The sequence below is a fragment of the Anaeromyxobacter sp. SG17 genome, from assembly GCF_022690695.1.
In the GTDB taxonomy this organism is placed as follows: Bacteria; Myxococcota; Myxococcia; order Myxococcales; family Anaeromyxobacteraceae; genus Anaeromyxobacter; species Anaeromyxobacter soli.
The window spans coordinates 215,608-228,388 of sequence record NZ_JALCYX010000001.1 but is presented as its reverse complement, the minus strand read 5'-3'; the positions used below and the strand labels follow the sequence as shown (position 1 = coordinate 228,388).

11 protein-coding genes and 1 other RNA gene are annotated in these 12,781 nt (G+C 74.2%); 6 read left to right on the top strand and 6 right to left on the bottom strand.

The window, feature by feature from the left end:
* The 3 genes from MNY60_RS01060 to MNY60_RS01050 all read right to left on the bottom strand — a co-directional run.
* Positions 1 to 280: hypothetical protein (locus MNY60_RS01060; RefSeq protein WP_242359846.1), on the bottom strand; the 280-nt coding region annotated here is incomplete at its 3' end.
* A 160-nt stretch (positions 281 to 440) separates the two neighbouring features.
* Positions 441 to 1,427: a M23 family metallopeptidase gene (locus MNY60_RS24105; RefSeq protein ID WP_242338582.1), complete on the bottom strand. Its 987-nt coding sequence runs from the start codon at positions 1,425 to 1,427 to the stop codon at positions 441 to 443.
* Between the two features lie 50 nt (positions 1,428 to 1,477).
* Positions 1,478 to 2,509 (bottom strand): low specificity L-threonine aldolase, encoded by a 1,032-nt coding sequence (locus MNY60_RS01050; RefSeq protein WP_242338581.1) that lies wholly within the window; start codon positions 2,507 to 2,509, stop codon positions 1,478 to 1,480.
* A 242-nt stretch (positions 2,510 to 2,751) separates the two neighbouring features.
* Here MNY60_RS01050 and nth point away from each other — a divergent pair, with 242 nt between their 5' ends.
* Positions 2,752 to 3,432, top strand: a complete 681-nt coding sequence (gene nth / locus MNY60_RS01045) for an endonuclease III (RefSeq protein WP_242338579.1) — start codon at positions 2,752 to 2,754, stop codon at positions 3,430 to 3,432.
* Positions 3,433 to 3,463: 31 nt separating this feature from the next.
* On the opposite strand, the gene MNY60_RS01040 is transcribed toward nth, so the two are convergent.
* The gene (locus MNY60_RS01040) at positions 3,464 to 4,138 is read right to left on the bottom strand and encodes a PadR family transcriptional regulator (RefSeq protein ID WP_242338577.1); all 675 of its coding nucleotides are present in this window, start codon (positions 4,136 to 4,138) and stop codon (positions 3,464 to 3,466) included.
* Between the two features lie 186 nt (positions 4,139 to 4,324).
* Here MNY60_RS01040 and rnpB point away from each other — a divergent pair.
* From rnpB to MNY60_RS01025, 3 genes are all read left to right on the top strand, one after another.
* An RNA gene (gene rnpB / locus MNY60_RS01035) (RNase P RNA component class A) lies at positions 4,325 to 4,704 on the top strand.
* 657 nt (positions 4,705 to 5,361) lie between these two features.
* Positions 5,362 to 6,123, top strand: a complete 762-nt coding sequence (locus MNY60_RS01030; protein ID WP_242359845.1) for an endo alpha-1,4 polygalactosaminidase — start codon at positions 5,362 to 5,364, stop codon at positions 6,121 to 6,123.
* 147 nt (positions 6,124 to 6,270) lie between these two features.
* On the top strand, positions 6,271 to 6,417 hold the full coding sequence (locus tag MNY60_RS01025) for a hypothetical protein (RefSeq protein ID WP_242338573.1): 147 nt from the start codon (positions 6,271 to 6,273) through the stop codon (positions 6,415 to 6,417).
* 32 nt (positions 6,418 to 6,449) lie between these two features.
* Here the strand turns inward: MNY60_RS01025 and MNY60_RS01020 are convergent, their stop codons facing one another.
* Entirely contained in the window at positions 6,450 to 8,273 is a 1,824-nt protein-coding gene (locus tag MNY60_RS01020; RefSeq protein ID WP_242359844.1) for a glycosyltransferase family 39 protein, read from the bottom strand.
* 36 nt (positions 8,274 to 8,309) lie between these two features.
* Complete coding sequence (prpR, locus tag MNY60_RS01015; RefSeq protein ID WP_242359843.1) at positions 8,310 to 10,241, bottom strand: propionate catabolism operon regulatory protein PrpR; 1,932 nt, start codon at positions 10,239 to 10,241, stop codon at positions 8,310 to 8,312.
* A 232-nt stretch (positions 10,242 to 10,473) separates the two neighbouring features.
* Between prpR and sucC the strand changes: the two genes are divergently transcribed.
* Both sucC and sucD read left to right on the top strand, forming a co-directional pair.
* Positions 10,474 to 11,643 (top strand): ADP-forming succinate--CoA ligase subunit beta, encoded by a 1,170-nt coding sequence (gene sucC / locus MNY60_RS01010; protein ID WP_242338567.1) that lies wholly within the window; start codon positions 10,474 to 10,476, stop codon positions 11,641 to 11,643.
* 34 nt (positions 11,644 to 11,677) lie between these two features.
* Positions 11,678 to 12,667: a succinate--CoA ligase subunit alpha gene (gene sucD / locus MNY60_RS01005; protein ID WP_242338565.1), complete on the top strand. Its 990-nt coding sequence runs from the start codon at positions 11,678 to 11,680 to the stop codon at positions 12,665 to 12,667.
* Positions 12,668 to 12,781 lie beyond the last annotated feature (114 nt).

The window sequence follows — 12,781 nt, the reverse complement described above, 5'->3', positions numbered from 1 at the left end:
CGGCCTCGAGGGCCAGCGCCGCGACCTCGGCGGCGCCGGGGGTGGAGGCGGTGAGCGCGTCCTCCCCCTCCGGCGCGACGACGCGCGTGCGACCCGCGCCGGCGCCCTCGAGCCGGACGCCGGCGGGCAGGTCGATGCCGCCGCGGTGCTCGCCGGCGGCGAGCCGCACCACGTCGCCCGGGCGGGCCCGCGCGAGCGCGGCGGCGAGATCGGCGCCGGCCGGGACGTCGAGGGTCGCCGCGAGCGCGAGCGGGAGGGTGACCGCCAGGAACGCGGACATCGGGACTCCATGTGAAGGCGGGGGGATTTGACCCCGCGTGCCCCTCATTGATACACGAGAGCGTCATCCGCCGCGCCCCGGTGGAGCAAGGTCCTCGGGGGAGGGTGTGGGAACCGGGCGCCCCGCGCGCAGCTCGCGGGGCGCTCGCTTTTTGGCTCCGTCAGCGGCGGGCCGCGGGGTGGCCGAAGCCGGCGCCCGACGCGGGGACGACCCCGAGCCACGCGAGCGGATCCGACGGCTCGCCGCCGCGCCAGACCTCGAAGTGCAGGTGCGGTCCGGTCGCGCGGCCAGTCCGGCCGACCACGCCGAGCGGTCCCCCCGGCTCGACCGCGTCGCCCGGCGCGCACAGCAGGGCGGCGAGGTGGCCGTAGCGCGTCGTGAGCCCGCCGGCGTGGTGGACCTCCACCATGAGGCCGTAGCCGCCCATCCACCCGGCGCGCACCACGAACCCCTTCGCCGCGGCGGCGACGACGCGGCCGGCGTCGGCGGCGAGATCGACGCCGAAGTGCATCCGGCGCTGGCCGTCCAGGGGGTGCGTGCGCATCCCGAAGACGCTCGAGATGCCGGCCTGCTCCACCGGCCAGCGCAGGAGCGGCGGCCTCGTGCGCGCGAAGAGGCCGAGGCCGAGCGCGCGGGCGGTGGCGATGCGGGTGCCGAAGCGCGCCGCACGCGAGGCCACCAGCGCGGCGAGGTCTCGGGGCGGCGGGCCGTAGTGGCGCACGTCGTAGTCCCACTCCGCCTCGACGGTGACGCGCGCGCGCACGAGCTCGAGGAGCGGCGTCTGGGGCAGCGCCCGGCCGAGGTACGCGTCGAGCTCCGCCACGAGCCCCCGCCACGCGCGGTCCGCGTCCTCGGGGAAGCCGCGGCCCGCGGGGCGCGTCGCGCGGCGATCGCGCGCCTGGGCTGCGAAGCGGAGCAGCGTGCCGTCGATGGGCGGACCCTCGGGCGCCTCGCTCGCGATGGACTCGGGCGCGGGGACGTCCACGGGCGGCGGGGGCGGCTCCTCCGGCTCCTGCGCGCTCCCGGCGTCGTCGCCCCCCGGCCGGCCGGCCGTGAAGCCTGCGTCCGCGAACGTCATCTTCCGCGCGGGCGCGCGGCCACATGCGAGCGCGGCGGCGACGAGGGCGATCGCGAGGGCGCGGAGCACGCGCCGCGGATGCTACCACGCGCCCTCCCGCGCCTCGCCTTCGCGGCCCGTCACGCGCCGCGCAGCACGCGGCCGATGCGGACGAGCGCCTCGTCCACGTCGGCGCGCGAGACGTCCATGTGCGTGACGAGGCGCAGCAGGTCGGGCCGCGAGCCCTCCGGGTTCGCGAGGACGCCCTCGCGCGCGAGGCGCGCGGAGAGCTCGGCGGCGCTCCGGCCGGTGAACGCGACGAAGACGAGGTTCGTCTCGACCGGCAGGGGCAGGAGCCCGCCGAGCTCCGTGAGGCCGTCCGCGAGGTGGCGGGCGTTCGCGTGATCCTCGGGGAGCCGCGCGCGGTGGTGGCGGAGCGCGTGCAGCCCGGCCGCGGCGAGGATCCCGGCCTGGCGCATCCCGCCGCCGAGCCGCTTCCGCAGCCGGCGCGCCTCGGCGACGAGCTCGCGCGCGCCGGCCACGAGTGACCCCGCGGGCGCACCGAGCCCCTTCGAGAGGCACACCGAGACGGTGGTCGCCTCGCGCGCGTAGTCCGCCGGCGCGACCCCGGTCGCGGCGCACGCGTTCCACAGACGCGCGCCGTCGAGGTGCAGGGAGAGCCCGCCCGCGCGGGCGAGCTCGCCGAGGGCGCGCACGCGCTCGAGCGGGTAGATCGCGCCGCCGCCGCGGTTGTGCGTGTTCTCGAGGGCGACGACGCGGGTGCGGGGGTAGACGTCGCCGGCGGGCCGGATCGCCGCCTCGACCGCGGCCGGCTCGAGGAGCCCGCGCTCCGCCGCGATCGTCCGCGCCTGGACGCCCCACAGCGCCGCGAGCGCGCCGCTCTCGAACGAGATGCAGTGGGCGCCCGCGTCGCAGACGATCTCGTCGCCGGGCCGGGTGAGGACGCCGAGCGAGACCTGGTTCGCCATCGTCCCGGAGGGGACGAAGAGCGCCGCCTCCTTGCCGAGGAGCCCCGCGACCTCCTCCTGGAGGAGGTTCACGGTGGGATCCTCGCCGTAGACGTCGTCGCCGACGTCGGCGCGGGCCATCGCCTCGCGCATGGCGGGGGTCGGCCGGGTGACGGTGTCGGACCGGAGATCGATGGGGGTCATGGGCAGGGGAGCCTAACTCCGGCGCCGCGAGGAGGCGGGATTTTCGGGATCGCGTTCCGGCTCACCGCACCCCGAGCGCTCGGTGGAGGCGGGAGCGCGCCCGGCCAGGCGGGCGACGCGCCGGAACCAGACGGGCTCGTGCTGGAAGCCCGGAGGCGGCTCATCCAGCGCCGTGGGCCACGCCTCGCCCGGTGCCGGCGCGGCGCCGCGACCATCGCGGGCGGTGCTAGCATCCGCGCGCGATGCCGACACCCACGAGGAGGCGGCCCCCTGCCGCCGGGAAGCGCGCCCGCGCGGTGGAGATCGTCGACCGGCTGGCCCGCGCCATGCCGGACGTGCGCATCGCGCTCGAGTTCGGGAACGACCTCGAGCTGCTCGTCTCGGTGATCCTGTCGGCGCAGAGCACAGACGCAGGCGTGAACCGCGCGACGCCCGCGCTCTTCGCGCGCTACCGCACCGCGCCGGACTACGCCGCCGCCGCGCCCGAGGAGCTCTGGCCGTTCATCCGCAGCCTCGGGCTCTACCGCAACAAGGCGAAGGCGATCGTCGCCGCGATGGCGGCCATCGCCGCCGAGCACGGCGGGCGCGTGCCGCGAACGCGCGAGGCGCTCGAGGCGCTGCCGGGCGTCGGGCGCAAGACCGCGGGCGTCGTGCTCGTGCACCTCGGCGCCGCGCACGCGTTCCCGGTGGACACGCACGTCGGCCGCGTGGCGCGGAGGCTCGGGCTCACCCGCCAGGCGGACCCGTCCAAGGTGGAGCAGGACCTCATGGCGCTCGTGCCGGAGGAGCGCTGGGGCGAGGCGCACCAGCTCTTCGTGTGGCACGGGCGGCGGACCTGCGACGCGCGGCGGCCGGCGTGCTCGCGCTGTCCGGTCGAGGAGCTGTGCCCGAAGCGCGGGGTGCCGGTGGCGATGCGCAGGTGACGCCGGTGGGCCAGCGACCTCGCCCGTGCGGTCACCGCCCGTGCTCGGGCGCGTCCTCCGCGAGGATCCGGTAGAGGGCGCGGCGCGCGTCCTGGAGCACCTTGCGCGCCTCGGCGACGTGGGCGGGAGTTCCGGCGTGGGCCACCTGCGCCGCGGCCACGCCGACCTGATGGGCGAGGCCCAGGAGCTCGGGGAGATCCTCGCCGGCGGCGGCGCGGGCGGCCTCCCACGGCGCCGCGACGTCCTCGGCGTGCTCCTTCACGTACGCCCGGCCGTGCTCCGTGAGCTGGAAGACGCGACCTCCGCCGCTCTCCTCCGCCTTCACGAGGTCCTCGTCCTGGAGCAGCTGGAGCGCCGGGTAAACGGAGCCCGGGCTCGGACGCCACACCCCGCCGCTGCGCTGCTCCAGCTCCTGCATGATCTGGTAGCCGTTGCGGGGCTGCTCCGAGAGGAGCGCGAGGATGGCGGCGCGCACGTCGCCGCGCCGGGTCTTCCGGCCGCGGAAGAAGAAGGACCAGGGGTTCCCGCCGAACGGATTCCCGCCCCACGGGTTGTCGCCGCCGCCCGGCCCCGGGCCGTCGCCGCCGTGCCCGTGATGGCCGCCGCGATGGCGGTGGTGCCGGCCGCGGCCTCCGCCGGCGAAGCAGGACTCGGGATCGTGGTGGAACCGCCGAAACGACCATGGACCGAACATGAGCGCCTCCATTCGAGCGACAGCTCGTCGTGTGTCGTCGATATATCGGAGACATTCGGCAGCCGTCAAGCCCCGCTGGTGCGACGAGCTCGAGGGCCAGGTTCGAGCGGGCGGCGGTCCCCGCCCGCTCGTCCGCCGCACCGCCGCGCGGGGGCTCGCGTTGCCGCCACCCATCTCGCGTGTTACACGGGTCTCGCTGGAGCCGCTCGGGCGAACGCGTCGGCCTCGCAGGAACGGGGGCCGCCGAGGAAAGTCCGAGCACCACAGGGCAGGGTGCCGGTTAACGACCGGTCGGGGCGACCCGCAGGAAAGTGCCACAGAGAACAGACCGCCGAACGGCGCCGCGAGGCGTGCGTGGCAAGGGTGAAACGGTGCGGTAAGAGCGCACCGCGCGCCGGGTGACCGGCGCGGCACGGCAAACCCCACCCGGTGCAAGGGCAAATAGGGAGGCGACTGGCCCGGTCTTCGCCTCCGGGTATGGCCCGCTTGAGGCGCGCGGCAACGCGCGTCCTAGAGGAATGTTCGCCGCCGCGGGGAGACCCGCGGGACAGAACTCGGCTTACAGGGCGGCTCCGGCATTTTCTTTTCCGATGGACGGCGTCGAGGACGGGGGATCTGCCGGATGCTCCGGCGGCCCCTCCCGTAGAGCCTCGGCGGCCATTCGTTCCCACACGCGCAGCCCGCGCTCGACCTTCATTCCGAGCGCTCGCTCGAAGCCTCGGGCGCGCGCGTACCCGAAATGACCAGGGGCGTGACGGCGCCCGCGGTGAGGGTGCGGCTCCGGGCGCATGCTCGCTCGCGCGCCCAGGCGCGAGCCGTGCAGCTCTTTCTCAGTCCCAGCTGAAAAATAACGAGCGACCGAGCTGCGTGTGGGCATCGGGCTGCCAAGTGCGCTCCAGTAGGCAAACGGGGGCATACGGATCACCGGCCCCTTCCTCTGCTCACCGTTGACTACCTGTCCGCAGGAAATGCGGTCGGTGGGCCTCCCGTTCTCGCCGCGGAACCAGGAACGGAAGGAGCCCACACTGATTCGCAAGGAACGCCTCACCGCAGCGCTCTCCCTCGCCTCGCTCATCTCGCTCGCCACGGCCTGCGGCGGTGGCGGTGGCGGCGCCCCCTCGTCGTGCGGCGGCACCGCTGCCCCGTGCGAGACCACCGCGGCCGCCGACGCCGGCGCTCCTGGCGACGGCCGCGCTCAGAGCGCGGTCACGAAGTTTCGCGGCGACGACTCGCCGATGCCGTCGTTCGGAGGCTGGGCCCGCGGCGGGTTGCCGGCCGAGGCGGTCGCGCGGGCGGGCTTCGAGTGGTTCGAGACCGGCTACCCGGGCGACACGCAGACGAACGAGATCCTCGCGAACGCGGGGGTGCGCCCGTTCGCGTACGTCAACCTGGCCGAGCTGGACGGACAGCTGCGCGCCGCGTCCGGCTACAGCGGCGACATCCTGCGGACGAACGGCGACTGGGGACTGGAGCTCGTCGACGTGACGCATCCCTCGTGGCAGGACTGGCTCGTCCGGCGTTCGGACGAGGCGTATCGCACGGGCTCGCGCGGCATCAAGTGGGACGCGGCCACCCCCGACGTGCCGCCCGGCAAGACGCGCGCGGACGTGAACGACGCCATCGCCTCGGTGATGCAGCGGATCCTCGACCAGCATCCGGACATGAAGTTCATCTTCAACCAGGGGTTCGAGTTCGCGCTCGCGTATCCGCAGTACGTCCACGGGATGGAGACCGAGGGCCTCTTCTCCACCTCGAGCTACCCCGCCGCGTATCTCCGGCCGTGGGAGGACCCGTGGTACTGGGGGCCGCAGTTCCAGCAGATGAAGGCGCTGAAGGAGCGCGGCGTCCCGGTCTTCGTCGCGGAGTACGCCGATCCGTCCAGCGACCGGGCGCGCGAGCTGTACGACGCCATCTCGGCGCAGGGCTTCGTCCCGTACATCACGAGCGAGTCCTGGGACATCCGCGGCTGGGGCTACAACGTGAAGCCGGGCTGGTGAGCCGCGGCGCCGGCTCGCCGGCGGAGCCGGACGGCCTGCGCCAGGACGCCGCGTTTCACGCGGGCCCGCCGAGGGGTACGCTCGCCGCGTGAGCGCCCCTTTCACTGCCGGCGTCGTCGTGCTTCGCCCCTGCGGCGGGAGCGTCGCGTGACCGAGGACGGCGAGCCGCGCGGGCCGATCTGGGTCCTGTTCGTCATCGTGATCGCCCTGGGCATCTGGTACGCCTCGCATCCGGGCGAGCCGCCCGAGCGCGAGGAGGCGCAGCGGCTCGCCCACGAGAGCGCGTCTCCGTGACCGGCGGGGCGCGCGCCGCCGTTGCGTACAGGCTACGGACCCGCGCGCGCGGAGCGCGACGGCGAAGTCCGCGCGAGGAGCATCATCCCGTACTGGTCGGGGTTGAAGGGCGAGCCGCCGACGACCGTCAGGGGAGCGTAGTTCTGGCGGAGCCACTGCAAGGTGTCGCCCGCGTAATCGATCCCGAAGGTCCGGGCGCCATGCTCCGACGCGTCGCGCGACACGACGAGCACGAGGTCCGGCGGAGCGTGGCGTAGCGCCTCGAGCATCGCCGCCTCCCCGAAAGCGGCGATCGCGTCCGGCAGGTACGTCAGGTACGGCGACGGGCTGCTGTGATGGGTGAGGAAGTTGATCATCACGCCCTCGGGGATCACCGCGAGCGTGTCGCCGGGGGCGGCGCGTTGCTCGATCCGCCGCACCATCTCGGCCACGAAGCGGCCGCGGTCGTCCGCGACGAAGGCGCTCGCGCCCGTGCCGACCTGGACCTTCTTCGTGGCGAACAGGTTCGACGCCCGCTGGACGTACGCGAGGGCGATCACGGCGAGGAACCCCGTCGCCACGCCGCGGAACACGCCGCCACGCAGTCCTCGGCTCTCGAGGAGCTTCGGGGCTGACCACGTGAACCAGACGATCGCGAGCAGCGACGCCGGCATCGCGAGGGCGAACCCGTAGTGGATGATGCGGGCGTTCAGGAGCATCTTCCCGAGCAGCGCGAGCGCGAACGTCGCGAGCGCGAACCCGAGCGATGACGCGCTCGTCCGCGCCTCGCCGGGTGGCCCCCTGAACGCCCGCCAGGCGTAAGCGGCGGCGCCGAAGAGGACGAACAGCGGCAACGGCCGGGCGACGTCTAACCAGTGCCACGGCGGCACGAGCGAGGTGAGCCCGGCGACGGTGAGCGCGAACGCGCCGACGCTCCACACGAAGGATGACAGGCGCAGCCGGTGAGCCGCCAGCGCCGCGGCCACCCCGAGCCCGGCGACGAGCACGTACCCACCGGCCCAGCGCGCGAGGGCAGCGAGGTTCACGGCGGGCGCGTCGAGCCCGACGCCTGCGAGATAGAAGGGGGTCTTCGTGAGCGGCGTCGCCATGAGGGCCCATGGCGCGAGCGTCACGTGCAGCGCGTCCCGCGCGGGCAGCTTCAGCAGCAGCAGCGCAAACGCGACCACGGGCGGAACGCACGCAGCGCCGAGCAGCACGGCGAGCGCAGGAAAGGCTCGGCGGGTGCTCCGGACTTCTCTCGCGAACGCCAGCCAGCTGACGCCCACCGCGGCCACGCACGCGACGAAGAGCTCGGGCTTGGTCAGGAAGGCGAGCCCGACCGCGATCCCCGCGGCGCCGAGGTGGCGCCGATCCCCTCCCGTCGCGAACCGGTGGAACAGCCAGATCGCGAGGAGCGACAGCATGAGCCCGTGCGTCACGCCGTGCGAGTACGGCGTCACGTAGTTGTAGTTGCCGATCCCGACGTACTGGCCGAACCCGAAGATCGACAGGAACGCGACGCACGCGAGGGTCGCGGTGGAGCCATCCGAGAGGGCGCGGATCAGCGAGTAGAGCAGCCACGTCAACAGCGCGAGCAGCAGGAGATTGAACACGACGAGCGCGCGAAGCTCGGGGCCGAAGATCCGGAAGACGGCGGCATTCACATAAGGTGGAAGGGGACCGGTCGCGCCCCACTGGATGTCCCGGCCGAGCGCCTGCCCCTCGCTGAGCCGCCACGCCGCGTAGAGCTCGTGGCCGAAGTCCACGAGGACGTCCGGCCACTTTCCCCAGCTGAGCGCCAGCATCCCGAGGAAAGTGGCCGCGATGGTCGCGCCCGGTGCCCAGCGGAGGAGCACGCGCCCGATGCCCGAGTTCATGGCGGCGGACTATAGCCCACGGGAATGGGGAGGTCCTCAGCTCGGCGTCCTCAGCTTCCGGTAGAGCGTGGAGCGCCCCACCCCGAGCCGCTTCGCGGCCTCGTTCACGTTGCCGCCGCACTCGCCGATGACGCGCCGGATCACCGCCGTCTCCTGGGCCTCGCGCGCGCTGCGGAGATCGGCGTCCGGCGGCGCCTCCGGGAGCTGGAACAGCTCCGGGAGCACGGCGCGGAGCTCGTCCGGGCCGACGCGCTCGGGCGCCGCGGCCCGGTGCGCGTAGAGCACCGCCACGCGCTCGAGCACGTTCTCGAGCTCGCGGACGTTGCCCGGCCAGGCGTAGCCCTCGAGCCACGGGAGGAGCAGCGCCAGCGCCCGCGGCAGCACGTCCGGCACGCCGTGGCGGGCGAGCCCGTCGCGCAGGAGCGCCTCCGCGATGGGCGCGACGTCGTCCTTCCGGGCTCGCAAGGGCGGCATGGGGATGGGGAGGATGTTGAGGCGGTAGTAGAGGTCCTCGCGGAACGCTCCCCGGCCGATCTCGCGCTTCAGATCCCGGTTCGTCGCGGCGACGACGCGGACGTCGATGGGGGTCGGGTCGTTGCTGCCGAGCCGCAGCACCTGGCGCTCCTGGAGCACGCGCAGGAGGCGGGTCTGCAGCGTGATGGGCACGTCGCCGACCTCGTCGAGGAAGATCGTCCCGGTGTGGGCGGCCTCGAACAGCCCCGCCCGCCCCCCGCGGCGAGAGCCGGTGAAGGCGCCCTCCTCGTAGCCGAACAGCTCCGACTCGAGCAGCGCCTCGGGGAAGGCGGCGCAGTTGATCGCGACGAACGGGTGGTCGCGCCGGCGGCCCGCGTTGTGGATCCCCTGCGCGACCATCTCCTTCCCGGTGCCGCTCTCGCCGGTGATGAGCACGGTCCCCTCCGTGCCGGCGTACTGCTCGGCGAGCGCCCTCACCGTGCGGATGGCGGCCGAGGTCCCGACGATCCCGGCGAGCTCGTAGCGGGCGATGAAGCGCCGCGGGCGGAGCTCGGAGCGGAGATCGCGATCGACGCGCAGGAGCGTCCTCGAGTCCTGGCAGGTGAGCACCGCGCCCGAGAGCACGCCGCGCTCGCGCACGGGGATGCGGCTCACGACCAGGCTGCGCGCGCCGAGCTTCTGGAAGGAGCGGAGCTCGGCCGCGCCCGTCTCGAGGACCCGGGAGAGGGAGAGCTCGGGCGCGACGCTCGAGAGGCGCTTGCCCAGGAGCTCCGCGCCGCTCACCGCGAGCAGCCGCTCGAAGCCGGGGTTCACGATCGCGATGCGCTCGCTCGCGTCCACCGCGACGACGGCCTCGTCGATGTGATCGATGACGGCCGCGAGCTGCTCGCGCCGCCGGCGCTCCGCGCGCGCGACCTGGGCCATCTCGATCGCGCGCTCGATCGTCTCGCAGACGCACTCGAGCGAGTAGAGGAGGACCGACCTGAGGCCGGCGCGCTCGGCCTCGTCGCAGGCGGGGCCGGGGCCGACCACCACCTCGAACCCGTGCGCCGCGAGCTCCGCGACCGCGGCCCGGGCCTCCTCGGGGGTGACGTAGGAGCGCTGCTCGATCTGGACCCCGCGCAGGAGGTCCTTCCAGCGCTCGAGGCCGGGGAGCACGCGGCGGTGGTTCACGATGCCCACGCGGCGGCCGAGCGTGCGCGCGTGCGCGAGCGCCTGCAGCGCGTCGGTGGTCGAGACGTCCACGAGCGCGACCGGCACCGGGGCGTGGTCGCGCAGGTAGGCGCCGTTCGAGCCCGCGGCGACGAACGCGTCCACACGCTCGTCCGCCTCGGTGAGGCTGCGCGCCGTCTCCAGCGCGCCCTCGAAGGAGAGGTCGAACACCCGCACCTCGGCGCGGTCGGCGTAGATCGGGGCGGCGCTCTCGAGCACGCGCCGCAGGCGGCTCGCGCTGAAGGCCCAGATGACCGGCTTCTCCTCGCTGCGGAAGGGCACGCGGCCTCCAGCGTCGCCGGGGTGCGCTCGCCGCGACGGAGAGCCGAATCCGGGACGCGGTGTCCCGAGAACGGTACGCGAGCGGAGGTCGCCACGCCAGCGGCGCCGCGTGCGGCGGAGGCGATCGGAGACATTCCAGGGGGTTGGAGGGAGGGGCCGAGGCATGCGCCCGATGGCGCAGCGATTGCTCTCGTATGCCCCAGGCGGCACGACAGCGAGAGGAGCCCCACCCGTGAGGATCCACGAGTACCAGGCGAAGGAGCTTCTGCGCGGCTTCGGGGTGACGGTGCTGCGAGGGAAGCTCGCGACGTCGCCGGCCGAGGCCGAGGAGGCAGCGAGCGCGCTCGCGACGCCGATCTGCGCGATCAAGGCGCAGATCCACGCGGGGGGCCGCGGCAAGGCCGGCGGCGTGAAGCTCGCGCGCTCCTCCGACGAGGCGCGCGATCACGCGGAGGCCATGCTCGGGATGGTGCTCGTCACCGCCCAGACCGGCCCCGCGGGCCAGCGGGTCCGGAAGATCTACGTGGAGGAGGGCTGCCGGATCGAGCGCGAGCTCTACCTCGGCATGACCGTCGACCGCGAGACCGGGCGCGTCACGGTCATGGCGTCCACCGAGGGTGGCGTCGAGATCGAGGAGGTCGCGCGGCTCCACCCCGAGAAGATCCTGCGCGCGGTGATCGATCCGCTCACCGGCCTCCAGGCGAACCAGGCCCGCAGCCTCGCGTTCGGCCTGGGCCTCCACGGCGAGGCCGCGGGCCGGTTCGTCCAGCTCGCCGCGGGCCTGTACCGCGCCTACGCGGCGACGGACGCCTCGCTCGTGGAGGTGAACCCCCTCGTCGTCACGGCGGAGGGCGAGCTCGTCGCGCTCGACGCCAAGCTGGAGCTCGACGACAACGCGCTCCACCGTCACCCGGACCTCGCGGCGCTCCGCGACCCCGACGAGGAGCAGGCGCGCGAGCTCGAGGCGAAGGAGCACGATCTGTCCTACGTCGCGCTCGAGGGCGACATCGCCTGCATGGTGAACGGCGCCGGGCTGGCCATGGGCACGATGGACATGATCCAGCTCGCGGGCGGCCGGCCGGCGAACTTCCTCGACGTGGGCGGCGGCGCGACCGAGGCGAAGGTGGCCGCGGCGTTCAAGATCCTGCTCGCCGACCCGGGCGTCCGGGTGGTCCTCGTCAACATCTTCGGCGGCATCATGAAGTGCGACGTCATCGCGAAGGGCATCCTCGCGGCGGCGCGGCAGGTCGGGCTCTCGGTCCCGCTCGTGGTGCGGCTCGAGGGCACCAACGTCGAGCTCGGGAAGAGCCTCCTCGCGCAGAGCGACCTCGAGATCATCCCTGCAGACGACCTCGCCGACGCGGCCCGCAAGGCGGTCGCGGCGGCGCGGGCGGCGGCGTGACACGGCACCGGGCACTCACCGAGCGGGAGGAATCGTGAGCATCTTCGTCGACAGGAACACGAAGGTCGTGGTGCAGGGGATCACGGGCGCCGCGGGCAGCTTCCACGCCGAGCAGATGCTCGGCTACGGGACGCGCGTCGTCGCCGGCGTCACGCCGGGGCGCGGCGGCACCCGGTTCGAGCAGCGCGTCCCGATCTTCGACACGGTCGCGGACGCCGTGCGCGAGACCGGCGCGAACGCGAGCGTCATCTTCGTCCCGCCGCCGTTCGCGGCGGATGCGATCATGGAGGCCGCCGGCGCGGGCGTCCCGCTCGTCACCGCCATCACCGAGGGGATCCCGGTCCTCGACATGGTGACGGTGAAGCGGTTCCTGCAGGATCGCCCCGGGGTCCGGCTCCTCGGCCCGAACTGCCCCGGCGTGATCACGCCCGGGCAATGCAAGATCGGGATCATGCCCGGCCACATCCACCGGCCCGGTCCCATCGGGATCGTCTCGCGCTCGGGCACCCTCACCTACGAGGCCGTGAAGCAGCTCACGGACCTCGGCCTCGGCCAGTCGACCGCCGTCGGCATCGGGGGCGATCCGGTCAACGGCACCGACTTCGTGGACTGCCTCTCGCGCTTCGAGGCCGACCCGGAGACCGAGGCCATCGTCCTCATCGGCGAGATCGGCGGGTCGGGCGAGGAGTGGGCCGCGCGCTACATCGGGAAGAACGTGACGAAGCCCGTCGTCGGCTTCATCGCCGGGCGGAGCGCGCCCGCCGGGCGGCGGATGGGCCACGCGGGCGCGGTGATCTCGGGCTCGAGCGGGACCGCCGCGGCCAAGATCGCGGCGCTCCGCGAGGCGGGCGTGGTCGTCTGCGAGAGCCCCGCGGGGATCGGCGAGGCGGTGCGACACGTCCTCACGCGACGAAAGACGCGGAGCGCGAAGCGCGCGAGCGCGTCGCCCGGCCCTCGGCGGGCGCGCGCGACGGCGGCAGGCCGACGCGCTGCGCGCCGCGAGCAGGATTCCCCCGACCTCTAGCGCGGAGAACCGGGGATACCGGTGGGCGACACCCGGCTCGAGCGGAGCCGGGGCCGGGTGTCGCCGCCGGGCAGTGGAGGTACGGGGCCGGGGGGGGCGCGGGGGGGGCCCCCG